General features: G+C 51.9%; 26 protein-coding genes, 3 tRNA genes and 1 pseudogene. 14 read left to right on the forward strand and 16 right to left on the reverse strand.

Annotated elements, in window-relative coordinates:
* Window position 1: 1 nt before the first annotated feature.
* Both rnd and RAL91_RS14255 read right to left on the reverse strand, forming a co-directional pair.
* Entirely contained in the window at window positions 2–1,162 is a 1,161-nt protein-coding gene (rnd, locus tag RAL91_RS14250; RefSeq protein ID WP_306262931.1) for a ribonuclease D, read from the reverse strand.
* Between the two features lie 12 nt (window positions 1,163–1,174).
* Complete coding sequence (locus RAL91_RS14255) at window positions 1,175–2,998, reverse strand: alpha/beta hydrolase (protein WP_306256889.1); 1,824 nt, start codon at window positions 2,996–2,998, stop codon at window positions 1,175–1,177.
* Window positions 2,999–3,188: 190 nt separating this feature from the next.
* Here RAL91_RS14255 and RAL91_RS14260 point away from each other — a divergent pair, with 190 nt between their 5' ends.
* The 5 genes from RAL91_RS14260 (at window position 3,189) to RAL91_RS14280 (ending at window position 9,588) form a co-directional block, all read left to right on the forward strand.
* On the forward strand, window positions 3,189–4,400 hold the full coding sequence (locus RAL91_RS14260) for an LL-diaminopimelate aminotransferase (protein ID WP_306262933.1): 1,212 nt from the start codon (window positions 3,189–3,191) through the stop codon (window positions 4,398–4,400).
* Window positions 4,401–4,435: 35 nt separating this feature from the next.
* Window positions 4,436–5,749: a homoserine dehydrogenase gene (locus tag RAL91_RS14265; RefSeq protein ID WP_306256890.1), complete on the forward strand. Its 1,314-nt coding sequence runs from the start codon at window positions 4,436–4,438 to the stop codon at window positions 5,747–5,749.
* A gap of 60 nt (window positions 5,750–5,809) precedes the next feature.
* Entirely contained in the window at window positions 5,810–6,799 is a 990-nt protein-coding gene (gene glpX, locus RAL91_RS14270) for a class II fructose-bisphosphatase (protein ID WP_306256891.1), read from the forward strand.
* 36 nt (window positions 6,800–6,835) lie between these two features.
* Window positions 6,836–8,629 (forward strand): single-stranded-DNA-specific exonuclease RecJ, encoded by a 1,794-nt coding sequence (gene recJ, locus RAL91_RS14275; protein WP_306256892.1) that lies wholly within the window; start codon window positions 6,836–6,838, stop codon window positions 8,627–8,629.
* A 164-nt stretch (window positions 8,630–8,793) separates the two neighbouring features.
* Complete coding sequence (locus tag RAL91_RS14280) at window positions 8,794–9,588, forward strand: hypothetical protein (RefSeq protein ID WP_306256893.1); 795 nt, start codon at window positions 8,794–8,796, stop codon at window positions 9,586–9,588.
* A 60-nt stretch (window positions 9,589–9,648) separates the two neighbouring features.
* Here the strand turns inward: RAL91_RS14280 and RAL91_RS14285 are convergent, their stop codons facing one another.
* Window positions 9,649–9,984, reverse strand: a complete 336-nt coding sequence (locus tag RAL91_RS14285; RefSeq protein WP_306256894.1) for a hypothetical protein — start codon at window positions 9,982–9,984, stop codon at window positions 9,649–9,651.
* A 94-nt stretch (window positions 9,985–10,078) separates the two neighbouring features.
* Here RAL91_RS14285 and RAL91_RS25100 point away from each other — a divergent pair.
* Window positions 10,079–10,504: pseudogene (locus RAL91_RS25100) on the forward strand (N-acetyltransferase family protein); the annotation flags it as partial.
* Between the two features lie 109 nt (window positions 10,505–10,613).
* On the opposite strand, the gene RAL91_RS14290 reads toward RAL91_RS25100, so the two are convergent.
* From RAL91_RS14290 to RAL91_RS14300, 3 genes are all read right to left on the reverse strand, one after another.
* Window positions 10,614–11,003 (reverse strand): hypothetical protein, encoded by a 390-nt coding sequence (locus RAL91_RS14290; RefSeq protein WP_306256895.1) that lies wholly within the window; start codon window positions 11,001–11,003, stop codon window positions 10,614–10,616.
* Window positions 11,004–11,252: 249 nt separating this feature from the next.
* Window positions 11,253–11,328, reverse strand: a tRNA-Glu gene (locus RAL91_RS14295).
* A gap of 191 nt (window positions 11,329–11,519) precedes the next feature.
* Window positions 11,520–11,939: a VOC family protein gene (locus tag RAL91_RS14300; protein WP_306256896.1), complete on the reverse strand. Its 420-nt coding sequence runs from the start codon at window positions 11,937–11,939 to the stop codon at window positions 11,520–11,522.
* Between the two features lie 449 nt (window positions 11,940–12,388).
* Between RAL91_RS14300 and RAL91_RS14305 the strand changes: the two genes are divergently transcribed.
* The 5 genes from RAL91_RS14305 (at window position 12,389) to RAL91_RS14325 (ending at window position 14,471) form a co-directional block, all read left to right on the forward strand.
* Window positions 12,389–13,024, forward strand: a complete 636-nt coding sequence (locus RAL91_RS14305; RefSeq protein WP_306256897.1) for a cold-shock protein — start codon at window positions 12,389–12,391, stop codon at window positions 13,022–13,024.
* 96 nt (window positions 13,025–13,120) lie between these two features.
* Window positions 13,121–13,639 carry a DUF192 domain-containing protein gene (locus RAL91_RS14310; protein ID WP_306256898.1) on the forward strand — a complete coding sequence of 173 codons (519 nt, stop codon included), beginning with the start codon at window positions 13,121–13,123 and terminating at the stop codon, window positions 13,637–13,639.
* A gap of 142 nt (window positions 13,640–13,781) precedes the next feature.
* Window positions 13,782–13,858: transfer RNA gene (locus RAL91_RS14315), tRNA-Pro, on the forward strand.
* Window positions 13,859–13,883: 25 nt separating this feature from the next.
* The gene (locus RAL91_RS14320) at window positions 13,884–14,378 is read left to right on the forward strand and encodes an ETC complex I subunit (RefSeq protein WP_306256899.1); all 495 of its coding nucleotides are present in this window, start codon (window positions 13,884–13,886) and stop codon (window positions 14,376–14,378) included.
* Between the two features lie 16 nt (window positions 14,379–14,394).
* A tRNA-Arg gene (locus RAL91_RS14325) sits at window positions 14,395–14,471 on the forward strand.
* A 171-nt stretch (window positions 14,472–14,642) separates the two neighbouring features.
* Here the strand turns inward: RAL91_RS14325 and RAL91_RS14330 are convergent.
* The 6 genes from RAL91_RS14330 to RAL91_RS14355 all read right to left on the reverse strand — a co-directional run bounded on the left by RAL91_RS14330 (window position 14,643) and on the right by RAL91_RS14355 (window position 19,984).
* Window positions 14,643–16,034 carry a hypothetical protein gene (locus RAL91_RS14330; RefSeq protein ID WP_306256900.1) on the reverse strand — a complete coding sequence of 464 codons (1,392 nt, stop codon included), beginning with the start codon at window positions 16,032–16,034 and terminating at the stop codon, window positions 14,643–14,645.
* Between the two features lie 59 nt (window positions 16,035–16,093).
* Complete coding sequence (locus RAL91_RS14335) at window positions 16,094–16,891, reverse strand: ATP-binding cassette domain-containing protein (protein ID WP_306256901.1); 798 nt, start codon at window positions 16,889–16,891, stop codon at window positions 16,094–16,096.
* A gap of 78 nt (window positions 16,892–16,969) precedes the next feature.
* Complete coding sequence (locus tag RAL91_RS14340; RefSeq protein WP_306256902.1) at window positions 16,970–17,950, reverse strand: substrate-binding domain-containing protein; 981 nt, start codon at window positions 17,948–17,950, stop codon at window positions 16,970–16,972.
* Between the two features lie 43 nt (window positions 17,951–17,993).
* Window positions 17,994–18,989 (reverse strand): ABC transporter permease, encoded by a 996-nt coding sequence (locus RAL91_RS14345; RefSeq protein WP_306256903.1) that lies wholly within the window; start codon window positions 18,987–18,989, stop codon window positions 17,994–17,996.
* Window positions 18,990–19,029: 40 nt separating this feature from the next.
* A complete protein-coding gene (locus RAL91_RS14350; RefSeq protein WP_306256904.1) occupies window positions 19,030–19,728 on the reverse strand; it encodes an RraA family protein in 699 nt (232 codons plus the stop codon).
* Window position 19,729: 1 nt separating this feature from the next.
* The gene (locus tag RAL91_RS14355; protein WP_306256905.1) at window positions 19,730–19,984 is read right to left on the reverse strand and encodes a helix-turn-helix domain-containing protein; all 255 of its coding nucleotides are present in this window, start codon (window positions 19,982–19,984) and stop codon (window positions 19,730–19,732) included.
* Window positions 19,985–20,149: 165 nt separating this feature from the next.
* Between RAL91_RS14355 and RAL91_RS14360 the strand changes: the two genes are divergently transcribed.
* Window positions 20,150–20,764, forward strand: coding sequence for a pyridoxamine 5'-phosphate oxidase family protein (locus RAL91_RS14360; protein ID WP_306256906.1), 615 nt, complete (start codon window positions 20,150–20,152; stop codon window positions 20,762–20,764).
* A 65-nt stretch (window positions 20,765–20,829) separates the two neighbouring features.
* On the opposite strand, the gene sseA is transcribed toward RAL91_RS14360, so the two are convergent.
* From sseA to RAL91_RS14375, 3 genes are read right to left on the reverse strand one after another with little or no spacing between them, the layout of a single operon-like run.
* Window positions 20,830–21,678: a 3-mercaptopyruvate sulfurtransferase gene (gene sseA / locus RAL91_RS14365; RefSeq protein WP_306256907.1), complete on the reverse strand. Its 849-nt coding sequence runs from the start codon at window positions 21,676–21,678 to the stop codon at window positions 20,830–20,832.
* Window positions 21,679–21,682: 4 nt separating this feature from the next.
* Complete coding sequence (locus tag RAL91_RS14370; RefSeq protein ID WP_306256908.1) at window positions 21,683–22,414, reverse strand: alanyl-tRNA editing protein; 732 nt, start codon at window positions 22,412–22,414, stop codon at window positions 21,683–21,685.
* Entirely contained in the window at window positions 22,411–23,448 is a 1,038-nt protein-coding gene (locus RAL91_RS14375) for a cysteine synthase A (RefSeq protein ID WP_306256909.1), read from the reverse strand. The genes RAL91_RS14370 and RAL91_RS14375 overlap by 4 nt, the downstream gene beginning before the upstream one ends.
* 258 nt (window positions 23,449–23,706) lie before the next feature.
* Here RAL91_RS14375 and RAL91_RS14380 point away from each other — a divergent pair, with 258 nt between their 5' ends.
* Window positions 23,707–24,351 (forward strand): ChrR family anti-sigma-E factor, encoded by a 645-nt coding sequence (locus RAL91_RS14380; RefSeq protein ID WP_306262935.1) that lies wholly within the window; start codon window positions 23,707–23,709, stop codon window positions 24,349–24,351.
* Between the two features lie 47 nt (window positions 24,352–24,398).
* Window positions 24,399–25,190, forward strand: coding sequence for an SDR family NAD(P)-dependent oxidoreductase (locus tag RAL91_RS14385; RefSeq protein WP_306256910.1), 792 nt, complete (start codon window positions 24,399–24,401; stop codon window positions 25,188–25,190).
* Between the two features lie 49 nt (window positions 25,191–25,239).
* Here the strand turns inward: RAL91_RS14385 and RAL91_RS14390 are convergent, their stop codons facing one another.
* Window positions 25,240–26,541 (reverse strand): MFS transporter, encoded by a 1,302-nt coding sequence (locus RAL91_RS14390; protein WP_306256911.1) that lies wholly within the window; start codon window positions 26,539–26,541, stop codon window positions 25,240–25,242.
* Between the last annotated feature and the right edge of the window lie 15 nt (window positions 26,542–26,556).

The following is a 26,556-nucleotide window of genomic DNA, read 5'->3' on the forward strand; positions in this document are numbered from 1 at the left end:
CTTATTCAGGCTCGATAGGCACAAGGATGACTTTCTTGCGCTGGGACAGTGCAAAGCCAAGTTTTCCTTCTTTCACCTGCAACGCCGCTTCACCGAACAACTCCCGCCGCCAACCTTTCAGCGCAGCAACGTCGGCTGTGTCACTGTTCGCGATTTTTTCCAGATCATCCACATTGGCGATGATTTTTGATGCGACACCATGTTGCTCACAGACAAGCTTCAGCAACACTTTCAGCAATTCAACCACGGCACTTGCGCCTTCAGGTCGACGAGGCGGGCGCGGCACATTTGGCAATTCGTCTTTCGGAATGGATTTTGCCAGCTTAACCGCGGCAATCACAGCATCGGCAAACTTTGACCGGTCAAAACCTTTTGGCAAAGCGCGCATACGCGCCAGCGCCTGAACATTTTCCGGTTGTTGGGAAGCCAATTCGTAGATTGCGTCATCCTTGATGATGCGGCCACGCGGTTGGTTGCGAGATTTTGCTTCTGCTTCGCGCCAGGCTGCCAGTTCCTTGGTGACAGCCAGCTCGATAGGTTTGCGAGCCCGCATTTTCAACCGCTTCCAGGCGTCTTGTGGTTCCACGATATAGGTTCCGCGACTCTCCAGTATGGCCATTTCCTCAGACAGCCATTCCGTGCGGTTTTGCTGCTCAAGGTTGGCTTCCAGAGATTTGTAGATATCGCGCAGATGGGTCACATCAGCCAGCGCGTAAGTCTGCTGCTTGGCGGTGAGTGGCCGCTGACTCCAGTCAGTAAATCGTGACGATTTGTCGATCTGGACATTGCAGATTTTTTGCACCAGATGATCGTAACTGATGCTGTCACCAAAACCGCAAACCATGGCTGCAATCTGGGTGTCGAACAGGGGCGCGGGTATCAAATCCCCAAGCTTGAGAATAATCTCAAGATCCTGACGCGCAGAGTGAAATACTTTCACCACACTGCGATCAGCCATGAGCTCAAAGAACGGCGCAAGATCCAGGCCGTCGGCCATCGGGTCAATCAGAGCCGCTTCATCATCGCTGGCAACCTGAATCAGGCACAGGATCGGCCAGTATGTGCTCTCACGTAGAAATTCTGTATCAACGGTCACGAAGGAATGTTGAGCCAGACGCGCGCACATATCAGCGAGCGTCTTCGTATCAGTTACAGTAATAATATCAGACAAGTTTCAAGCCTTGGTTTTTACGTAGGAGCCCGGTGCGTCCTCGAGGATTTTAATGCCATTCTCGCCGGGCTGTCGCGCAGAGACCTGGGTTTTGTTCAGTCCTTCAATCCAGGCGTGCCAATGCGGCCACCACGATCCGGGATGTTCTTCAGCTTTTGAGACCCATTCGTCAAAATCACCTTTTGGCTCAGGGCCGGTCCAATGTTGATATTTGTTTCTGTGAGGCGGATTGACCACACCAGCAATGTGACCTGATCCCGACATTACAAATTGCACCGGACCACCAAAACACGACGATCCCGTGAATACGGACAGGGCAGGCGCGATGTGGTCATCCTTGGTTGCCAGATTGTAAATTGGAACCTTGACCTTCGACAAATCAAGGGTCTCATCGCCTATGACCATTTTTCCACGGGACAGATTATTTTCAAGATAACAGTTCCGCATATAGAATGAATGGTTGGCGGCGGGCATGCGCGTGCTGTCGGAATTCCAGTACAAAAGATCAAACGGGAAGGGGTCCTTGCCGCGCATGTAATTGTTCACGAAATACGGCCAGACCAGATCATTGGAGCGCAGCATGTTGAATGCCTTCGACATTTTTGAGCCTTCCAGATAGCCGCGCTTTTCCATGTGTTTTTCAAGCGCGCTGATCTGCGCTTCGTCGACGAATATTTTCAGCTCGCCCGCATGGGTGAAATCCACCTGAGTGGTAAACAGGGTTGCAGAAGCAATGCGGGTATCTTTCTTTGCAGCCATATAGGCCATTGTGACAGAGAGCAACGTGCCGCCAACACAATAGCCAATGGCATTCACCTTCTTTTCGCCGGTCGCATTCTCCACCTGGCTCAAGGCTTCCAGAATGCCTTCCTTCATATAATGTTCAAAACTCTTTCCCGACTGGCGTTCGTCGGGATTGATCCATGAAATCACAAACACCGTGTGACCGCGCTCGACAGCCCAGCGAATAAAGGATTTCTCGGGATTGAGATCCAGCACATAGAATTTGTTGATCCATGGCGGAACAATCAACAATGGCCGCTTCAGAACCTTGTTTGTTATTGGCGTATATTGCAGCAACTGACAGATATCATTTTGAAAAATGACTTTGCCCGGCGTCACGGCCATGTTCTCGCCAACCTTGAATTTCTTGGTGTCAGACTGGCGCATTTTCAACTCGCCATCACCGGCAATCATGTCCTCTGCCAGCATACGCATGCCGCGCACCAGGTTTTCTCCGTCGCTTTGTACCGTCTCCTTCAGCAATTCCGGATTGGTCAGCAAGAAGTTGGAGGGAGACACCGCATTTGACAATTGCTGCACATAAAAGTCCGCTTTACTCTTGGTATGGTCATCCAGATCATCCGCGTCTTCCACCATCTGCTGCGCCCAATTCGACGTAATCAGATAGAATTGCTTCAGAAAATCGAAAAACTGGTTCTGCTCCCAGTCGTCAGCTGAAAACCTTTTGTCACCTTGAGTGGGTTTAATGGCGGGTTGAGCTTCCTGACCCTGCATGCGCTGCAGCGACGAGCTCCACAAATTCATGTAATTTGTCCACAGGGCTGTCTGGGCCTGTATCGCCCGTTCCGGATCCGACATCCAGTACTCGCCAACCTTCGACAGGGTTGTCACGATTTCGGAAATCTCGTCATTTACATCCTCTCCGTCCCGGCGACCTTCCTCTCGCGGTTTCAAGAAAGCAGCCACAGCACGGCCAGCCTCCTCAGCAGCACGCGCCAAATTGTTGGCAAATGCTTCCGGATTCTGCACGATATACTCTAGAAGATGATTGTCCCGACCGGGGTCTTTGGGTGTTTCCGTCATGGTCCCTGAAAGATGTTTTTTGTGTTTCTCCTGACTGTGTATCATCGACGCAACAGGAGCGAAAGCGCGACAATTGCCGAAGCGTTCGAATGTTTGAGCACTTTTTAGCGATTTGGGGCCTTTTCATGGCCGCACTATCGTGAAACAAATCAATTTCCCAAGTCCATGCCATCCCAAAGCGAGAGATACGATGGAAGAGTTCCACAAGGTCAAACGGCTGCCAGTCTATGTTTTTGAACACGTCAACAAAATCAAGGCGAAGGCGCGGGCGGGTGGAGCAGATATCATTGATTTGGGGATGGGCAATCCGGATTTGCCGACACCTCAGCACATTGTCGACAAGCTGGTGGAGACGGTCGCCAATCCACGAACACACCGTTACTCGACATCGCGCGGCATCCCCGGACTGCGCAAGGCCCAGGCAGGCTATTACGAGCGTCGTTTTGGCGTAAAACTCAATCCGGACACACAGATTGTCGCCACACTTGGTTCCAAGGAAGGCTTTGCCAATATGGCACAGGCCATTACCGCACCGGGCGATGTCATTTTGGTTCCAAACCCAACCTATCCAATTCACTCATTCGGCTTCATCATGTCTGGCGGTGTTATTCGCTCGATTCCCGCAGAACCCGGCCCTGAGTTTTTTCGTACGGCAGAACGTGCCATTCGGCATTCGATTCCCAAACCGCTTGCGCTCATCCTCAACTATCCGTCAAATCCGACTGCCTATCTGGCAAATCTGGACTTCTATAAAGATGTTGTCGCTTTTGCGAAAAAGCATGATTTGCTGATCCTTTCGGATCTGGCCTATTCGGAAATCTTTTTTGAGGGCACACCACCGCCATCGATTCTTGAGGTCGAAGGTGCAATGGACATCGCCGTCGAGTTTACCAGCATGTCCAAAACCTTTTCCATGCCGGGCTGGCGCATGGGTTTTGCAGTTGGAAATGAGCGATTGATTGCCGCATTGGCGCGGGTCAAATCCTATCTCGATTATGGTGCTTTTACGCCAATCCAGGTGGCAGCAGCAGCTGCATTGAATGGCAGTGAAGACTGTATTGATGAAGCGCGCAAAATTTACAAAGGTCGACGCGATGTCATGGTCGATTCGTTTGCACGCGCCGGTTGGGCTGTACCATCACCTGGCGCAACCATGTTTGCCTGGGCACCACTGCCTGAGAATTTCAAACATATGGGCTCGTTTGAGTTTTCTCGCCTTTTGATTGAAGAGGCCGATGTTGCTGTTGCTCCCGGAATTGGGTTTGGTGAGCATGGCGATGAGCATGTCCGCATCGCTCTGGTGGAAAATGAACAACGAATTCGTCAGGCTGCGCGAAACTTGCGTCGCTTCCTTGCATCTGCCCAGCAATCCATGCCAAACGTCGTGCCAATCAGCGCATAGACGCTGTGTCCTGAGCAAATTCGGAAAGATCATCGATGACAGATGCGTTGCGACTCGGCGTAGCCGGGCTTGGAACCGTTGGCTGCGCCCTGATTCAGCTTTTGGCGAAACAGAACGAAATTTTGGAGATCCGCTCCGGCAGGACACTTTCCGTAACCGGTGTAAGTGCAAGGACACGAGGGCGCGATCGGGGAATTTCGATTGATCATCTGTACTGGCATGATGATCCCGTCACCCTTGCAACTGCCGATAACATTGATGTCTTTGTCGAATTGATCGGTGGTGACAGCGGTCCAGCCGACCTGGCTGTACGCGCGGCCCTTGAAAGCGGCAAACATGTTGTGACCGCCAACAAGGCCTTGCTTGCAAAACATGGTGGAGATCTTGCCAGGCTTGCTGAAGCAAACGGCGTTTCGCTGAATTTCGAAGCAGCTGTTGCTGGCGGTATTCCCGTCATTAAAGCCATGCGGGAAAGCCTTGCGGGCAATCAGGTCAGCCGTGTCTCTGGTATCCTGAACGGAACCTGCAACTACATCCTCACACGCATGGAAGAGGACAATATATCCTTTTCTGCTTGTCTGGAGCAGGCCCAGAAGCTTGGATACGCCGAAGCTGACCCGACATTCGATGTTGAAGGATATGACACAGCGCACAAACTGTCGCTGTTGACGAGCCTGGCATTTGGAACCGAGGTCAACAGCGACGAAATCTACATTGAAGGAATTTCCTCGATAACGCCGCAGGACATTCAGGCAGCAACTGAATTGGGTTATCGAATCAGGCTTTTGGGCGTCGCCCAGAAGCTGGCAACGGGCATTGAACAACGCGTACATCCCACAATGGTGCCGTTGGAAGGCCCTTTGGCTCAGATAACCGATGTCACAAACGCAGTGTCCATTGATGCTGATGCCGTAGGAAATATCACTATGTCCGGGCCGGGCGCCGGCGGAGATGCAACAGCATCTGCTGTACTGGGTGATATTGTCGACATTGCGCGTGGCGTGATCGTCCCGACACTCGGCATCAAGGTTGCCGATCAAAAGCCCTATGTTAAAGCCAGAATGCGGGCCCATGAAGGTGGCTACTACATCAGATTGACTGTCAGCGACCGCCTGGGGGCATTTGCTTCCATCGCCGGACGTATGGCAGAGGCAGGTATTTCACTTGCCAGCATTGTGCAGAAAAACCGCGATGGTCAGCCGGAATTATCAAATGGACCTGAAACAAAGACAGTTTTGCTGATTACCCACAAGACAACTGAAAGCGCTATTCGTGAGGCGCTGGTACACATACGTTCAGATGGCCATATTGTTGGCGATCCACAACTGATACGGCTTGAAAAAGCCTGAGTTTCAACCTTAGGGTACAGGCCCTGCAATTATTTCCGCAACGCAGCCTTGGAGAGCAAGATGAACACCGAGACACTAGAAGATGTTGTGCTTGACCGTATTCTCACGCTGGAACTGGCAAGGGTAACAGAACGTGCAGCCGTTGCTGCGGCCCGCTTACGTGGACGGGGCGATGAAAAAGCCGCAGATCAGGTGGCCGTCGACGCTATGCGCAAAGAATTGAACGCGTTGCCAATTGAAGGAACAGTTGTCATTGGCGAAGGCGAGCGTGACGAAGCGCCGATGCTTTATATTGGTGAAAAAGTCGGTCGCAAGGGTGGTGGACCCAAGGTCGATATTGCCCTTGATCCCCTGGAAGGCACCACAATTTGCGCCAAGAACCTGCCGAATTCTCTGGCTGTGGTCGCCATTGCAAATGAGGGCAACCTTCTGAATGCGCCGGATGTCTATATGGAAAAAATTGCCATTGGACCTGGCTATGAGGCGGGAACCGTCGATCTGGATTTATCGCCTGCAGAAAACATGGCACGAGTGGCTGCGGCCAAGGGTGTGTCCATTGATCAGGTTACTGCCTGTATTCTCGATCGTCCGCGCCATGCCAAGATTATTGAAGAAGTTCGTCAGACCGGCGCAGCCATCCGGTTGATTGGTGATGGCGATGTGGCCGGTGTTATTCACACAACCGATCCCGAAGAGACCGGAATCGACATCTACATGGGAATTGGCGGAGCGCCTGAGGGTGTACTTGCAGCTGCCGCGTTACGTTGTATCGGCGGTCAGATGCAGGGTCGATTGGTCATCAACACCCAGCAGCAACGCGACCGCGCTATCAAAATGGGCATTGAAGACGTGAACAAGAAGTTCGACATGCTGGAAATGGCCAAAGGTGATGTTCTGTTTGCGGCAACGGGCGTAACCGACGGCAATATGTTGGCCGGCGTTCGCTTCGGGCAGGACAGCATTACAACCCATACGGTTGTTATGCGATCCTCCAGCCACACGGTCAGATGGATCAAGGCCAGACACCGCCAGACCGACCGTTTTTCATAGGCTCTGAAACGCCTTTCAGCATTGGGAGAGTTGCTTTTGCAGCCACGCCACTTTCTTGGAGTTGAAAAGTCCCTGACCGGCAAGGCATGGGTCGAGAGCCTCGATACAAAAACGCAACCCATTGCGACCGCCATCTCGCAACGCCATCAATTGCCTGAGCTACTCGGCCGTGTGCTTGCTGCACGCGGCGTTGACATTGACAGTGCAGCTCAATTCCTGACGCCATCTCTCCGCGATATGATGCCGGATCCCAAAGCTCTCACCGACATGGAGAAAGCGGCAGAACGGCTGACAAAAGCAATCGTCGACAAACAGAAAGTTGCTATATTTGGGGATTATGATGTTGACGGCGCAACCAGTTCAGCCTTGCTGTTTCGGTTCCTGCAGCATTTCGGCATTCCCGCCGAAATCTACATCCCGGATCGAATTTTCGAAGGCTATGGACCAAATGGACCGGCCATTGACGGACTGATTGATGATGGCGCCGAATTGATTGTCACAGTCGATTGCGGGTCCACAAGCTTCGAAGCCTTGGAACACGCTGCCCGCCGGGAATGCGATGTCGTTATTCTGGATCACCATCAGCTTGGAGAACAACTGCCGCATGCTGTGGCACTGGTCAATCCAAACAGACAGGATGATCTGTCAGGGCAGGGGCACCTGGCTGCAGTCGGTGTGGTGTTTCTGACACTGGTTGCCACTTTGGCCGTTCTTAAAGCGGCCAATCACCCGCACGCCAAAAGCTGCGATCTTTTAGCATGGCTGGACCTTGTGGCGCTTGGCACTGTCTGTGATGTGGTGCCGCTAAAAGGGTTGAACCGCGCTTACATCACCAAGGGTCTGGTCGCTATACGTCACGGACGTAATGCCGGTCTGAACGCCCTGATGAAGACCGCCAGACTGACCGGACCTGCAAATGCCTACCATTTGGGGTTTCTGGTTGGCCCACGCATCAATGCGGGAGGGCGCATTGGTGATGCGTCACTCGGGGCAAAGCTGCTGACAATGGATGATCCTATAGCGGCTGAAACCATTGCGGTGCAGCTGGATGATCTGAACAAGCAGCGTCAGGCCATCGAAACAGACATGTTGGCGGAGGCCATTGCCGAGGCTGAAAGAGACATTGGTGATGGACCGGGCCCCTCGGTTCTCATCACCGGCCAGGATGGCTGGCATCCAGGCATTGTCGGTTTGCTTGCCGCCCGGTTAAAAGAGCGGTTTCAAAGACCCGCTTTCGCAATCTCCTATAATCCCAACGGGATTGGCACCGGGTCGGCACGGTCAGTTCCCGGTGTAGATGTCGGGGCGGCAGTCAGGGGCGCAGTCGATGCGGGCATTCTGACCAAGGGAGGCGGCCACGCAATGGCCGCAGGCCTTACAATTGAGCGCGCTCAGCTTGGGCGGTTTCGCGAATATCTTGAAGAACATTTGTCCCGTGCGGTTGATGCCGCGCGCGGGCAAAATCAATTGCGGATTGATGGCGCGATTACCGCCAATGGCGCAACAATTGAGTTCATGGACCTTGTCGAGCGGGCTGGTCCATACGGTGCCGGGCACTCACAGCCTGTGTTTGCATTGCCCGCGCATTTCATTGGTCCTGCAAAAATAGTTGGCTCCGGGCATGTACGCGCAAGTGTTTCCTCCGGTCAGGGCACGCGGATAAATGCCATTGCTTTTCGGGCCGCTGACAATCCCATTGGCCAGACAATGTTGAAAAACCGGGAAGGGACGTTCCATCTTGCAGGCACATTTTCGCTTGATCATTGGGGTGGTCGCCCCAGTGTTCAGTTCAGAATTCTGGACTTGGCTAAGCCATCAATCAGGCGATAAATTTAAATATGAGGCTGGTGGCGGACATTTGATATTCGCTGATACTTAACTATTAGTAGAAAATCAGTCATTCTGACTCCCCAAAATTTTCCGGTGGCTATATATGGGTTGCAAGAAGATACTCTTACTCCATTAAATTTGAAATCGTGCGGATATTGGTTGCAATGAAGTTAATTCGTTTGTCCTGTGCTGGCCTGCTTTTGGCCGGATTATGCCTTGGCATTACCGAGAATGCACTGGCGCTGGAAATTGGTTCACGCCGCGCGCCATTGGTTACAGATTTTACCAGGATGCGCGTGGAGCTGAAGGGCGCTCTGCTTGCCAAGCAGGTCGACAGTCATCTGAAACAGAACGATCTTGCATTGCTCGCTGTTGGCGACTTCCTGAGTGCTAATCCGGGCGTTTCCTCGCCGATAGCCCATTCGCGCATGAAACGCTATCAGCGCGCTGCTGCCGGGTTGCGTTCAATTCTGGCGATATCCGCTGATGGCGTTCTGTTACATGACAGCTACAATTTGCCTGCGCCCGACATAAATCTCGGGGATCGGTTGTATGTCCGGGAGGCAGTTCGTCAGGGCAGTGGTGATTTGCGAATTAATCCGCCCGTTGTTGGTCGACAGAGCGGCCTTCCGTTCATTCCCATAACGCGCGGTTTGTTTAATGTGGAAGGCGTCGCAACAGGAGTTGTCGTGGGCATTATGGGTCCGGAAACACTTTTGCCTGAGGACAGCAACTGCGCGCTTTGTATATCGGTGGTGCTGACAAGCGACATGGATGTCATGGTAAGCCGCCCATCAGGACTGCAACTTTCCAAAGACCTGGTCAGTCACATCAAAGAGTCGGTGTCTTTTACCGGCATTGAATTGATTGACATAAACGGTGGACTTACGCTTTTTACCTGGACGAAAAACAATTATGCAGGCGTCATCACAGTCGTTGGCGAACTACTACCGGATTAGAATTGATCTGACTATTTAGTGCCGCGCATACCAAACACGCCAGGATGCTGCGCGTGAAATTCAGTTTGCAAGTTTTGTATTGCGGACCAGATACTGAAAAGCTTGCAGTGTGTCCTTTTCAGAAAACTCCGAAATAGGTTTCCCGATTTCCGCCTCTACGGCCTTCAGAGTAGCTGCAGAATCAAGATTCTTGCTCTCCGCCGCCAAAACCACCATCAAACTCAACTCGGCTTGGTAACTCTCAACATTGGCCTGATTGAATACATATGCGGCAGTCAGACCCATCACCAGGCCAATCAACATTGAAACCACAATCAGAGTAAACCGTTTGCGGTTATCCTCACTGAGGTCGACCTTATGATGTTTCAGTTTTTCCTGTAGCTCAAAGTCGAGCATATTTCCCGCCAAGATAGAATTTGTTACAATAAAACCACCAAAAAGATAATTTACGAGTCGTTTGCCGATTCCTCAGATGAAGACCGGGAAGCAGATGAAAACCATTCAGGTCATTCCTGCCACCATACATGATGTTACGGAAATTGCCCGCATACATGTGGATTGTTGGCATAATTGTTATGGTTTTTTACCTTCCGAACTTGTCAGCCGGCGAAATAAAGCATTCCGCCTTGCCCAATGGAGCCAATGGATCAAAAATCCCGGTCTGGCTGAACGTCTCTACGTCATTCGTAGTGGACAGTCCGGAATCGGTTTCTGCTTTGCCAGGCCCTGTGGCGACAAAGACGCCCCATATGGGGCAGGTGAACTCCATGCAGGATATGTCCTACCAAAATGGAGAGGAACATCAGCTGGTCCCAAACTTATGCTCACCATGGCTCAATTCCTCGAAAAGCACCATAAGATTCCGCTCATAATTTGGGTGTTTCGCCAAAATCCCATGCGACTTTGGTATGCTCAATTGGGATGGAAGAAATTCATCGAGCGCTCACGCACGATTGATGGGATACAGATTGCCGAATACGGATACATAAGTCCGCCACTTCAGCAACTTTATCATCGCTTGAATGTTATGATTGAGAACTGCGACGGGCGCGGCGTTGTGCCTCGAAGGAAACGATCTTGTCGATTGGCGCATCGTCCTGATCTTGCAGATAGTGGCATAACTCCAGAAACAGATCAGCGAATTCCTTGGGATCGCCTTCCTTAATCTGCTTGTCCTTAATAATGTGAAACGCCACGTTGTAGACGACCCTGGATGAGATCCCGTTTCCGCCACTGCTGCCGCCATAAGGCATTTCCAGATAGTTCCGGATTATCTCTTCATCTTCGACAGCCAGGCGGCGTTTCCCCGACAGAATTTTACTGACAACAGACACATCGCGGCCAAGTGCCTTTGCAAGACCAATGCGAGTCTTGTCCGGTTTGTCCAGACCATCAAAAATCCAAGTCAAATCCATGAGCAGCTACCTTCCGTGAAATCAAGCCAACCGTTAACTGATATACTAATGCTTGGGCTCAAAACCGCAAGCGCGAACGGAAGTATCGAATGACATGGGAATGAAACGTGGGGTATTTGACCGTGGGATAATCAAAATGAGCGAGAACAACCAGCTTGCTGCAAGCAACTGAAGTTCTTCAGTTATGAAGTCAAACAAACGGAAGAAATAATTGCCCTATCACATCGGCATGCGTGCCACACAAGAAGGTGGCACGCCCTACGGGACTCGAACCCGTGTTTCCGCCGTGAAAGGGCGGCGTCCTAGACCGCTAGACGAAGGGCGCTTCGGGAGTGGCTTATAGAGAGGATTCTTAGGGGTAGCAACCCTCATAATCCGTCGCAGACAGTTTTTTTGAAGCCGAGCTATGCATTTCCAGAATTCCCAATTGGGGAGAGCCGGAAATCCCAAACGGAGAGGGGCTGTTTCTCCATTTGGGAACTAGGGAAAGGTGGCCGTAGAACTGGCAGGCCAAGCTTACCAGTGACCGGTATTCGGCATCGATGCCCAAGGCTCCTGAGATGGCAAAGCGTCACCTTCTTGCAACAGTTCGAACGAAATATTATCGGGAGAGCGTACGAAAGCCATATGGCCATCCCGCGGTGGGCGGTTGATGACCACGCCCATATCCATGAGCTTTTGGCACAGCGCATAGATGTCTGCGACCCGGTAGGCCAGATGCCCGAAATTGCGTCCTTCACCATAGGGTTCCGGATCCCAATTGTGGGTCAACTCAACCTGCGCAGATTCGTCGCCTGGTGCAGATAGAAAAATCAGGGTGAAGCGTCCCTTTTCATTGTCAATGCGGCGTGTTTCCTGCAATCCGAGACCATCACAGTAAAATTTTAAAGACGCGTCGACATCGGTCACACGGACCATTGTGTGTAGATATTTCATATAAAGCTCCAAATGATGCAGGCCTAAATCCTTACCCACAATATGTTTCGTTTCGCCGGGCATTCCTCGGTAATTGTCCGCTGATTATACTACCCCGCAGCTTCCACAACTACATAGGCATTGCTCCGGCAATGTGAAGAAATGATCGTCCCATAGGTCAAATCATCTTTTAAATGAGCTCGAAATTTTCATCGGCTGCCAGCAAGCTGCTTGATGAATGGGGCTGTCACAGTGTTTAATCAAGAACAGAATCAGATGATGCGCGTCGGGGCGGATTGGTCCGGGCTTTTTGATCTTATTGCATAAGCAAAAACCGCGTGGCATTTGAAGTTGTGGGGCAGTTGGTGATTCTGACAAATCACTGACGTTTGCTGGTCTTCGTAGCGCTGCATTTTTGTGCGCAAAACAGAGGCATGCAGACAAATGCTTGGTCGTAGAGGGCAGTCTAAATGGGCGCAAAACAGCCAGAAGATGCAAGTTCTGCTCAGACCGGCGCTGATAAGGCATCGGCGACCAAAACTGAGTCCAGGGCCGGTTTGGACAGCCACATCGGCACCGAAATTCCCGTTGATATTGAAGTCGTCGCCGGGTCGATCAAATGGTTCGACGTCTCCAAGGGATACGGATTTATTGTTCCCGATGATGGAACCAACGATATTCTACTCCACGTCACGACGTTGCGCCGGGACGGCTTTCTGACCGCCATGGAAGGCGCACGGATAGTCTGTGAGGTCACTCAGCAGAGCAAGGGCTTGCAGGCCTTCCGCGTCCTGTCCATGGATTACAGCACAGCCGTGCAGCCCTCGGCCTCGGAGCCAACGCGAACGCACACACAGGTTGAGCCTGAAAGCGACATGACGCTGGTTACCGTCAAATGGTTCAACCGCACCAAGGGCTTCGGCTTTGTCACCGAAAGCGAAGAGGCCCCCGATATCTTCATCCATATGGAGACCTTGCGCCAGTTTGGTTTGACCGAGTTGCGGCCCGGCCAAAAGGTGCTGGTTCGGTATGGCAAAGGCCCCAAGGGATTGATGTGCGCTGAAGTTCGCCCGGCCGATGGCCCTGGCCAGCCTGTATCACACTAAATTCTGCCAATATGATGTGACAAAGATTGCCTGCAGCTTTGCGGTGTGGTGATGCTGTCATCTCCCTTTCATAAAAAACCAAGGGCATATCGGTTCATGAGTAAAAATTTCGACCCAGCCAGATTCCGCCGCGGGCTCAGCACGATAGTCGTCGCAGTCGCTCTGCTTTTTGGAAGCGCGCACTTTCCGCTGGCCGCGCAGCAGCCCCAATCCATCGCTCCAAATCCGGTGTTTTTATCAATCGAGACGAGAACGGGCGTTCAGCGTTTCATTGTTGAGATTGCTGATGAACAAAAGGAGCGGGAAGTTGGCCTGATGTTCAGGGAAGAACTACCGCAGGACCAGGGTATGCTGTTTGATTTCGGCATAGACCGGCTGGTCTCAATGTGGATGCGCAACACGCCATTGTCACTGGATATGGTATTTATCAATCGCGCAGGGACGGTTGTTCGGGTCGCAGAAAACACCACACCATTCTCGACAAACATTATCTCATCGGGAGAGCCCATACGCTATGTATTGGAACTCAATGCCGGCGTTGCGTCAGATAATGGAATTCGATCTGGAGATAAGGTGATGCATCCATTGCTCGTCAAGAATCTCAGTTCCGACTGAGTCCGACAGCTTGCCCAAAAAGCGGATTTTCAGCTGGTCGATTCAACCTTTTTGTAATTTCCCCAAAACGGCTCTTGTCGTGGCTCAATAGTCCGTGTAAGAGGCGTGTCTCTGGCGCAGGAAACTGTTTCAGATATTGGTACGGGGTATAGCTCAGCCTGGTAGAGCACTGGTTTTGGGAACCAGGGGTCGAGAGTTCGAATCTTTCTGCCCCGACCATTTTTCACAAAAAAATCGATTGTCTTTGGCGCGTCATTCGGGCGCCCCCAAAGCACTCTGGCTGCCGCCGCGTGGTGCCGCGCAGGCGACCAGAGTGCTTTGGGGGCATTCGATAGTTGTCAGCTCGGTAAAAACCCAATTCGCTTCTTGCCACATCATGGATGGTGGCTGTATCTATGGTCACACCACTCTGCTGCAAACCCAAGAGTTCAAAATGGTCGCACGTATCTACCAGCCAACAAAAAATCCGATGCAATCAGGACGGGGTAAAACCGATAACTGGATTCTCGAATATGTTCGGGAAACGCCACGAAAGATTGAGCCTTTGATGGGATACACCTCCTCATCGGACATGAAGCAGCAGATCAAGTTGAATTTTGACAGCCAGGAAGACGCCGTTGCCTATGCTGAGAGGAATGGCATTGCCTATCAACTTGCCAATCAGAAACAGCGCAAAATCCGGCTGACATCCTACTCCGAAAATTTCAAGTTTGACCGCAAACAATCGTGGACACACTAGCTTTCACCAAAATTCAGGCCCCGTAGCTCAGCTGGATAGAGCAGCGGACTTCTAATCCGCAGGTCGTAGGTTCGAGTCCTACCGGGGTCACCATTTTTCAATAAAATGCATTATATTCCAATACGTTAATCGTCCTTGCGCCATTTTTAGTCCATGTAACGCGCATTCTGGCGGTCCTGCTCGGTCACATTATGAGCGCGTCATATTCCCAAGGTCCTTTTGGGATCGGCTTTTGCCATAGCCAGTATGAAGAAACCGCAGCACCTAGTCGCCTGTCATAGAGGCGATCATCTCGGCGGCCTTATCCCGTGCTCGTTCCATACTTCCGGCGGCAAATAATGAAATGCGAACTGGATAGGAGTTCAATTCAAAATCTTCCTGTCTTGGCAGGTAATTCAAAAATCCATTGCACACATCCAAGACGAGCACTGTGAAGTCTGGAAATTTTTCACGAAGAGAAGTCTGGACGTCACTGTAAAATTCAACTGGCGCACCGACAAGAAATGATTTTCCCAACTTCCAGACATAAATAGGCAGATCGAATTCTGCCACATCTCCAACCTTTTCGCGTAAGGCCAATCTACGCTGCGCTCTTTCTTTTTCGAATCCCTCGGGTGCGCTTTCATATTCTGCGCGGCATTCATCGATTGAAGGTAATTGGCCGACTTCAAGCTTCACGCTGCCCTTTTTAGCTTCCGCAGAATGATCAGGTTTTTGTTTTTCAAATCGCCAAAGCCCCAAAGTCGCGCCAGATTCCAGACGTTTGTCGAACACCATTCTTTCGCCGGGGCGAAAAAGCCCGGCGAGAACGGACAGCGCAGCGTATCCAAGCTCGCGCCCGTTTTGATCTGCAGCTTCAGCGTCGGCTTCAAAGCTGCGGCGCGGAGTCAATTCACCATCAGCACCGTGCAGAAACACGCAAACGGCACCGTCGGTTTCGCGTTCCACCAATTCGCGCATCGCCCCGATGTAATCCGGTGAGGTCAATCGGTTTTCGCCACCCAATGAGGTCGGATGCGCAGCATAGTGAACCAGCGTCGCCTGGATGGTTCCTGACGTATCGGAAATGCGCCCGGCGACAAGCGTGTCCTCGGCCTTGGTCAATGGATTGACACCACAGACAATTTCACCCGTCTCAGGCAAAACCAGATCGCGATTATACGCAAGCCCGCATTTGCCGGTGCCCCAGCTTAGAATTGATGGCTTCATTGAAGCCTTGGCCGAGTTGGCAATTTTTATGCAGGCTTCAACGATTTCAGAACGATATTGCGGAATGAGATCACCACCTGGCGCAGCGATCAGGGCAGGGTCCGTGAAGGGGGCAGCATGACTGTGGGACAGCTGCAATATCAGCCTCCCAGGTGAAATACCCAAGGCGGTTTCGATGGGGTTCCTTATGCTTTCTTCGTCCTCTTTTGACATCCAGACCATAAGGTCGAGAGTCATGAAGAAAAGAGGTTCGTCGTTTTCGGGCGCAGCGAATGCAAGACAAGTTGCGCGCAGGGGACGATGGAGACCCTCTGATAAATCATGTTTGGCGCTGCCCCATGTGCGGGCATACATGCCCTTGGGCGGGTTTATTTCGGTGAATGCCACGCCAATCAGACCGTCAAATTCGTTTTGTGCTAAAGCGGGAATTGAGTTTTGGTCAGGCATTGGCTGATTTCCGGTTTATGGCCAGCTGATGGAATGTCCTGCTGGCGTTGAATGCGACATCAGGATGCAATTTTCGCATCTTGATCATCTCTGAAATGGAGGTCACGCAGGAACTCGGTAAGCTCGGTGTAGGTCATGGATTTGGCTTCGCAATCCAGAACAAGTTGCCCCCGATCCAGGACAATCAGCCGATCGCAAACAGCGTGTACGTGGTGGATATTATGTTCAATATAGATGCAGGACCGGCCGTTTTCCTTGATTGAACGAATAAAATTCAGAACTTTTTCAACTTCTGAAAGCGCCAGTGCCACTGTTGGTTCATCAAGAACGATCAAATCGCTGTCAAAATGCATTGCGCGGCCAATGGCAACGCCTTGTCGTTCACCGCCGGACAATCGCCCCACCGGTGTATCGACATCTATGCCCGCGCTGCGGAAACCAATGGTCTCACGCATTATTTGTTCTGAAATGCGTTTTTGTTCGCGCACTTTTATGAAACCGAAAGCATTCGTCAAAGGGCGTCCGACAAAAAAGTTCCGCCATAACGGCTGTTTGGTGCCTAGAGAAGAGGTTTGATAAACGGTCTCAATGCGAAGCTCGTGCGCGCGCTGGACTGAATAATTTGAAAAATCGACGCGCTCGCCACGAATGAAGACCTCACCGGTGGTTGGTGTTTCGACGCCGGTCATTATCTTGATCAGTGTCGACTTTCCCGCCCCATTGTCGCCAATCAAGCCAACAATTTCGTTGCTTCCAATCTCCAGCGAAACATCCTGAAGGCTGACAACCGGCCCGTAAGCCTTGCCGACATTATTCAGGCGTACGATGGGTTGATCGGCATTGGCTTGATCTGCCATCTGGGAGGTCCAATCTGTCGTCTTGAAAGGCTGTGGATTGGCAGGGGCGATGTTGATTTTCGCCCCTGCATGCAAAGCTTATCGGAGTCCTTGGGCAACCAGGCTCTCGATCATTTCAACATTATCCTTCGTGACAACACCACCGCCGGTGTTCAAAAACAGGCCTCCAAGCCCGTATTTGACTTCCAGCACGGCTGCGACCACAGGCATGAAACCTTGAAGGTAAGGCTGCTGGTCAAGCACGAGTGTCAGATACCCACGCTTTACTTCGTCGATTGCTGCAGGCGAAATGTCGAAGCCAGCGGTAACAATTTCACCGGCTTCTTTTCCGGCATCGCGAACGACTTTTCCAAGGAATGCAGTGATGCCACCATGTCCCGGTACAATGATGCCCCGGGTGTCGGGATTGCTTTCCAGATAGCTGACAAGAACCGGCACAGCGAGTGACGCATCCTGAACAGCTTCATTGGACCACTGCAATTTGTCATAGGCAATGCCTGCTTCATCCAGAGCCGCAAGCGACCCTTCAGCAACATTGGCGCCTGGTGCGCCTTCAATAAAGGCGCCGTAGACGACAACTTTATCACCGGCAGTCAATCCGCCTTCCTGGGCAGCCAGGCGCGCGAGATTGACGCCGGCGTCGTAATTATTGAGACCGAAGTAACTGGCACCAGAACCCGGAAGGTTGTTATTGCCAACAACGACCGTTACGCCGTCGCTCTTTGCACGATTGAGGAATGCCGTCATAGCATCTGTACCCGGATGCCCCATGACGATGATTGCGTCTGGTGCTCCCGCCAGAGCCTCGTTTGCCTGCTGTAGCATCCGCTGCGGGTTCCATTGCGAGTGCTGTTCAATCAGGTTCACGTCAAGAACGCGCGCTGCATCGCGCGCGCCAAGTTCCCGCGCAAGTGTGGCGGGACCGCCAGGATTTCCACCCAGCTGCATATAGATTGTCAGGCCGCCATCAACCGGATCCCGGTCCTGGGCGGGCACTTCGCTTGTGCCTATCGTGAAGGCAGCGAGGCCAATTAGGACTGTACCTATTAAGCTTTTCATTTCTGGTGTTCCTCCTGTTTCAATTTGATTTTTTACAAGTCGTTCAGCGACTTGGCATTTTGGTCCGCAACATGCGCACCAGCGGAACCTTGTCCGGATCTTCAATGATCGCGTTGGCGGTCACTGACAGAATGAAGACAAAGCCAATAAAGAAGCGGGTCCAAAACCCCTGAATTCCTGACGCAACCAATCCAGCTTCGATAACGGTGACAATGAAAGCCGCGAAGACTGTGCCGACAACCTTGCCGGACCCGCCAAAAATGGATGTGCCGCCAATAAAAACAGCAGCAATGACCGTCAACAAATAGCCCATGCCCTGACTGGAGAAATAGGCCGTCGTTTCAAGCGTCAGCAAAACGCCACCGACAGCTGCCAGCGCACCGGACAATGTGAAGAGTTTTATTTTTTCACGCGTTGCGTTGATGCCGACCACCCGGGCGACTTCAAGATTGTCGCCGATGAACAGAAGGCTTTCACCAAACCGGTGCCGATTGAGAAGCATCCAGATAAACGCTGAAATTAACAGCGCCCAAATCATCTGAGCTGGAAAAACACCGCCAATCCGCCCAACAAACAAGCTGTGCATCGCGGTTCCGTAAATGTCGGGAATCGCGAGTTGAATACCGCCGGACAACACGGTTACCAACCCACCCCAAAGGAACAGCATGGCCAGGGTCGCGATAAGGGAAGGGATGCCAAGAAGCGTAACAACAAGGCCGTTAACAAGGCCCATGCCAGCGCCGACTGCAACGGCGCAGGCAAATGCAAACCAGGTAACATCCCATTGTTTGAACATGATGCCAAACACGAAGCTTGCAGCTGCGACCACCGACGGAAATGATAAATCCATTTCGCCAGCGACAGCCACCAGAGTCACACCAAGGGCGATTATCAACGGCGGCGGAACAGTAGCCATGAAGCTCATGTAAACCCGATAACCCAGAAACGCCCTGGGCGCTGTGATCATGAAGATCAAAATCAGAAGCACAAATACGAGCGCAATCGATGCGCCGTCTAGTTGAAAAAATCGGCGGATCAAGCCAGGTTCGGTCTTAGTGGGGGAGGGCTTACCCTGCATATTACAGCACGCCGAATTCGTTGTAGACGTCGATCAGTTTTTTGCCGGCTTTCAGCGCATTTAGCGTGTTTTTCTCAGCCATCAGTTTCTTGCGGCCGGCTTCCAGAACGTCCATTTCCAGAGCTTTTGGGATGACAATGCAGCCATCAGCATCGCCAAAAATGATATCGCCCGAGTGAACCAGCACGCCTGCACACTCGACCGGAACATCGGTTTCAACGACTTTACCTCTGCCATTGCTATCTAACGGCGCAATTCCGCCGGAATAGACCGGCAGCTTCAACTCCCGCACATGCCGGATGTCCCGCACATATCCGTCCATCACGGCACCTGTCGCGCCCCGAATGGTTGCTGCAGTGCTTAGCAGTCCGCCCCAGGGCGCGATGCGCCCGGATTTTCCGCACGCTGCAACAACGACGTCACCTGGTTTAAGGTCGTCGACGAGAGCTATCTCAAGTGCGTAATGGTTCTCGTCCGGGCCAGGTCGCGCATAAACATCCATGTAAAGCATTGTTCTGGCGCGGCCGACCAACACAAGCGTGTCATCAAGTGGCCGGATGCGTGGTTCCATCGCTTGGGACATGTGCCCCAGCTCGTCGAGCGCATCTGAGACCAGGGCACAGAAGAATGTGTCGCGCATTTCGTCGACGACAGGATCAATTGATGGCCCGGAACTGACTTCGGGAAAAATGTTAGTCATCTTATGAGTATCCCTTTATCGTTAAAGTCAGTAGACCCAGAGAGAACACATCTGTCAAGCCCGTGGAAATTTTAACCTGATATTGAACTTTGATGGTCGTTAGGCGGATTGGCCGGTAGCCAAGTTCGTCAACTGCCGCAAGAATCCGTTTTCGGGTCTCCGAGCCGCCTTCGCCTTCATGATCGTTGAGAATATTCAAGACGGTCATGGCCGTAACCCCACAGGCCTTTGCCAAATCTTTCAGCGTGGGTTGCACACTAATATCGCCGTTACAATTTTACCGAACGGTTTTTGAACATTAGCAGAGCATATTCTGTTCTGTCCTTTAATACACGATCAGTCCAACCTGCCAGGGCCTCAGGTCGGGCAGAGCCACCTGAGGCCTTTGCAGTTGAATTGGATGTACCCGGGAGACCGAGAAATGCCGAACGATGACACTGCAGATTACTACAATGATCTGGAGAACACCCTGAGCCATGCGCACGGTCTGCTACGCGGTGCTGTCGACCAGCCGGCTTCACCGCTTCGAACACCCGTTTTTGCATCGATCAAAAGGGATGCACAGGGCACGCTGTCAGCCAGCTCGCGTATGGTCGTCATGCGCGAATTTAACTCAGAGGACCGTCACTTTTCATTCTACACAGATTCGCGATCTTCAAAGGTTCAGGAGATTGAAAACCATCCGGCAGTCAGTGCAGTGTTCTATGATCCGGAAAACCGCATTCAGCTCCGCTTGTCCGGTCATTGCTCCATTCATTGCAATGATAATGAAACAGCAAAAACCTGGAGAACCCTGCCTTCACACAACAAAGCTCTCTATGGCACCAACCCGGGTCCGGGAACGCATTTGGCAGCCGGCGACGATTACGAAACAGGCAGCATCGATGCCTCGCAGCACAGTGAGTTTCACTTCTGCATTCTCAAAGTATTCTATCACCAACTGGAATGGCTCTATCTGGCGTCCCAAGGGCATCGTCGGGCACAGTATGACTGGCAAACAAACGGAACCCTGACCTCACAATGGGTAGCACCATAGGTGAATGAAACAGAGGACCTGTTATCAACTGAAAAAGCAGATATTCATCGGCTTTACGTGAGAACTTATCCTATAATTTTATCAAAGGTTTCAGGATGAGAGCCCCATTCAGCCCATGATCCATCATACAGCTTATTGTCCTCATGCCCGAGTTCTTCAAGACCAAGGGTCAAAATAGCTGCAGTGACGCCAGACCCACATGTCGTGACAATGGGGCGAGAGAGATCAAGGCCGGTGTCTTCAAAGGCCCGCCGCAATTCTGATCCTGATCCAAAAAATCCGCTTTCTCCAATAAGCTTTTGAAAGGGAAGGTTTTTCGCCCGGGGCATATGTCCGCTTTTCAGGCCTTCTCGTGGCTCTGGTGCGCGACCGCTAAACCGGTCGGCACTGCGTGCGTCAACGATTTGCCGATCGCCATTTTGAACAAAAGTTAAAATGTCTTCTCTGCTGGCGATGTATTTTTCATTCAGCCGGGCCTGATAGCTAGTGGTCATGACATCGGTTTGCTGATCTTCGATCGGACCATCGGCGCGTTTCCAGGCTGGCATTCCACCGTTCAGGACAGACACTTTCTCATGGCCGAATGCCTTGAACATCCACCAGATACGTGGCGCAGACATGAAGCCCAGCCCGTCATAAACGACGATGTGGTCCGAATTTGAGATACCCAACCCGCTCACGGCCGCAGCAAACGCATCAGCAGATGGCATCATATGTGGAAGGTCACTGCTCTTGTCGGAATGCCCATCAAGGTCAAAATAGACAGCACCGGGAATATGTCCCGCCTTGTATTCGGCAACAGCATTGCGGCCCTGTTGTGGCAAATACCACGATCCATCAATGACCTTTACGTCAGCGTCATCCAAATGTTGCAGCAGCCATTGGGCTGACACCAGATTGGTCGAATCCGACATGATATCAGTCCTCTAGAAGACGAACACGAACCCGCCGGTTCTGCTTACCCTTGTTTTCCACCTTGTAGATTTCCAGTTTGCCGATCTCTGCAGTGGATTTCACATGAGACCCTCCACAAGGCTGAAGATCCACAGCATCATCAACACCGATGGAAACAAGACGCACCTTACCGCTGCCCATGGGAGGCTTTACCGACATGGTGCGTATCAGGTCCGGCTGTGCTTCCAGAGCGCTGTCCTCAATCCACCGGTCGGAGACCGCGTGATCTTCTTCCACCAGTGCATTCAAATGTACGGTAAGCGCTTCACGATCCGGGTTATCCGGCATATTGAAATCCAGCCGGCTCTCTGTCTCGCCGATTTGCCCACCGGTAACGGGAAAGGGGATGGATGCACACATCAAATGCAGCGCCGTATGCATGCGCATCAATTTATGCCGCCGGTCCCAATCAATCTGCACAGCAACCGTATCGCCAATTTGAGGTAGTTGGTCTGCAGACGCGGGGACAAGGATTAGCTCATCCTTGTCAGTTCCACAGACTGTCGTTGCTATCTGGATGGTTGAGCCATCCTTCAGTATCATTGTTCCGGTGTCGCCCGGTTGCCCGCCACTCGTGCCGTAAAACACAGTTTGATCGAGAATGATGCCTCCGCGATCATTCACATCTACAACTGTGGCAGAACATCCCGTCAGATAGGCATCATCAAGAAACAGTTTTTTGACAGAGTGGCTCATGTTGGAACATCGGCAAACGGAGGAACTATTTCGGATTGTGGTTCAAGCCAGGCTGGAACGGGCAACTCCTTGGAACGGAGAAATTCAGCGTTGAATAATTTGGATTGATAGCGATTGCCGTAGTCACACAGGATCGTAACGATCGTATGGCCCGGTCCCAGTTCTTTGGCCAGCCGAACCGCCCCCTCAACATTGATTCCAGAGGAGCCACCAAGCACCAGCCCTTCATGTTCCAGAAGGTGGAAGACATGGTTCAACGCATCCGTATCAGATATCTGGTAGGCGACATCAATCGGCGCATCCACAAGATTAGCGGTTTCCCGACCCTGGCCAATTCCTTCGGTAATGGAGGAGCCTGTTGCTCCGAATTCACCTTGCGTATAATATTTGAAGAGAGCCGAGCCGTGCGGATCCGCGAGGCCAATTTTCACATTTGGATTTTTTGCCTTCAACGCCATTCCGACACCGGCCAGCGTGCCGCCGGACCCAACAGAGCAAATAAAGCCATCGACTTTTCCATCGGTCTGACGCCAAATTTCCGGACCTGTTGTCTCAATATGGGCCTGGCGATTGGCCACATTGTCAAACTGGTTGGCCCACACAGCCCCGTTTGGGTCAGTCGCTGCGATTTGTTCAGCCAAACGCGCAGACAGTTTTACGTAATTATTCGGGTTTTTATACGGCACTGCTGGGACTTCAACCAATTGCGCTCCCATGAGTCGCAGGGCATCTTTCTTTTCCTGCGACTGGGTTTCAGGAATGACGATTACCGATTTGAAACCCATGGCGTTGGCCACCATGGAAATCCCGATACCGGTGTTACCGGCCGTGCCTTCTACAACAGTTCCACCCGGTTTTAACGCACCGCTTGCAACGGCATCCCTGATGATAAACAGAGCCGCTCTATCTTTCACAGATTGGCCAGGGTTTAGAAACTCAGCCTTTCCAAGGATTTCACACCCTGTTTCGTCTGATACCTTGTTGAGGCGAATAAGGGGCGTATTGCCGATGGCTTCCAGAATATCTTTAAACACGAGCGAATTCTTCTATAATGAGTTGGTCATCTTTATATCGCTCTTTTGCCGTAGCGGGACAATGGCGAGAACAGGAAGCATGTGCTGTTTTTTCGAAAATTATTGGAATACAAATTTCTTCATTCATAATGAGCTTCTGCCAGTGTGATCCACTCTTGCAAAAGCATCGTAACACAATTGAGAAAAGTATATGTGCGTGGTCTAATTGGCAGTAGAATTGATTACCACCACCACAGGTAGATTTGGGATTGACTAGTGATGCTTGAACAAGCCGACGCCATTGACGCATTGATGGCGGAATTCGTTTCCGGAACATTGCCAACGCCGCTTCAGGTGTTGCTTGCGTCGCATTTGGAGATGAGCAGATCAAACAGCGAATGGGTTTCTAACCTCGAAGCTTTGGCGGGCCTCGAGCTGGCTGACATTGAGCCGGTTGCTTTGTCTGATCGAGACGCAATGCTGGCGCGTATTTTGTCCTCAAATAGCGGGTCGGAAAGCACTAGTGAAGTCACGACAGAAGATGAAACACCGGAATCATTGCGTCATTTTATTGGATCAACCGTTTCGGACATCCCCTGGAAGCGAAACCGCTTTGCCAGCATTGATGAGGTAAAGCTGGGCGAGTTTGACGGCTGCAAGGCAACCTTGTTTCGGCTACCGGCCGGGCAGGGCGTTCCGCACCATACACATGAAGGCACTGAAATAACCCTGGTGTTGAAGGGAGCGTTTAGTGATGGCACTGGCCACTACAAAAAAGGTGAGATTTCCATCGCTGATGGAACAGTAGATCACAGGCCAGTTGCCGATCAGGACGAGGATTGCATTTGCTTTGCGGTCACAGACGCGCCGCTTCGACTGACAGGGCCATTGGGACGCTTCATAGCGCCTTTCATACGCATCTAGCCCATTTCAAGCCCAACTCTACTGCACCTCTCGCTACAAAGGGCATCATGCCGCAATATATCGCTAAACCATCTGATGGTATCGCCTGGATTACCGGAGCCAGCAGTGGTCTTGGATACCATGTCGCAAAAAATCTGGCCGCTGCCGGATGGACGGTTGCAGCCACCGCACGGGGTGCTGATGATCTCGAGGCGTTGGCTTCTGAGTGCGCGTCACTGTCGGGGCAGGTGGTTCCAATGCCCGGAGATGTGACTGATCAGGAGGCAATGTCGAAGATTGCTTCTGAGCTCATCTCCAACCATGGCGGCATTGCATTGCTCATTCTCAACGCAGGCATTTATCTGCCATTGAGAGCCAGTGAGTTGAAATTGTCTGACTTCGACAAAACAATCGCCGTAAATCTGAATGGTGTCACCAATTGTCTTGTTCCATGTCTTGATCACATGCGTCAGGCGAAGCGTGGCCAGATTGCCATTGTGTCATCGGTTGCCGGTTATGGCGGATTGCCCACATCAGCGGCCTATGGGGCGACCAAGGCAGGCCTGACAAACATGGCCGAAAGCCTGAAGTTTGACCTTGATCTGTTGAACATCCACATCCAGGTCGTACATCCCGGATTTATCGATACTCCCGCGACGGAAACAAACCCGTTCCCGATGCCATTTTTAATGGAGGTGGAGGACGCGGCAGACCGGCTTGTCGATGGATTGGGGTCGAAAGGGTTTGAAATCACATTTCCCAGACGCTTTACCTGGGGTCTCAAACTGATCAATCTTTTGCCATACCCAGTGTATTTCTGGTTGGTAAACCGGGCCACTGGCTGGGGAAAAAAGGGCTGAAGCCACAATGGCCTAAGCCCAGCAAATGGAGCTGTTCCACCGCAACAATTCATCTGGCCTCGATTTTCCGCCTCAGTTCAAACTGACGCGCTTCATCCAGCGGGAAATTCCACATCAGGCCTATTGCCAGTGCCTTCAGTAGCACAGGCAGGCCGCCATAGAGCAAAGCCAGCGTTAACAATGCAGAAGATGTATTGTCCGACTGCGCATCAAAGCCGACCCATGACAGCAACGGAAAGGCCAACCCGACACCCAGGGCGAGGGAGGCCTTCGTCGCCAGACCCCAGAATGCGAAGTAGAAACCGCTGCGTTGTTCCCCGGTCTCTGCTGTATCTATGTCAATCACGTCGGCCTGTATGGACGCAGGCAAGGTCAGATCTGCCCCAAGGGTCAGCCCGGTGAGAACGCAGATGATCGCGAACCACCATACATCGCCATCCCCCAGCAGCAGCACCAGCAGAAACACCGGGAGGGCCAGAATCATTGCGATACACCAGGTTCGGTGTTTCCCCAATTTTTTCGAAACCTTCAACCAGATCGGCACACCGGCAATACCGCACAGAAAATACAGGATGAGCAGTGGTCCTTGCACAGCTGACGCATTCAGGACGTTTCCGACAAATAGCAAAAAAAGCGTTGCTGGAAGTCCATTCGCCAAGCCATTGACAAAAAAAGATAAAAGCAACCGCATGAAGACTGTATTTGTGCGCAGAAACCGCATCCCCTCGACAAAACCGATGCTCTGGCGCGTGTGCTCCTTTGGCTCAGGAACCCGCCAGACAGTCAAAGCGGCAGCAAGGGGCAGACCCAGGCAAACGAAAACGGCAAGAGAGAACAGGCCGCTTGCGTCTATGTCCTGAGAGCCTGAAGCCAGTATTGGCAGACTGATGGCAATCAGCGTTCCGAAGACAACCAGCCCCTCACGCATACCGCTCAATCGTGAGCGCATCTGATAATCACCGCTCAATTCCGCACCCCAGGCAGCATAGGGCAACTGGACCATACTCCAGCCAATTGAAAGAAGAAGGCCCCACATCGCAAGATAGAAGATTGATGGGCTATCGCCTGGAACAAAAATCATCCAGGTGCCAAGAATGGTCAGTGGCACACCTGCAAGAAACCAGCTTCGCCGTCGTCCGAATGAAGGCCGGATACGGTCACTCATCCAGCCGATCAAGGGGTCATTAACGGCATCGAAAAGTCTGATTGCGGACAGCACAATGCCAACAAGGGCCAGATCAAGCCCCAGAGCCTTGGTGTAATAGGTCGGAACGAAAATGAAAAAGGGAAGCGTCAGGACGGAAATCGGAATCGCCGGAAGCCCGTAGACAAGAATCTGGCTCCAACGCAAGCCCTGCGTGCCTGA

Origin of the sequence: Pararhizobium sp. IMCC21322 (genome assembly GCF_030758295.1) — a bacterium.
Classification (GTDB): Bacteria; Pseudomonadota; Alphaproteobacteria; order Rhizobiales.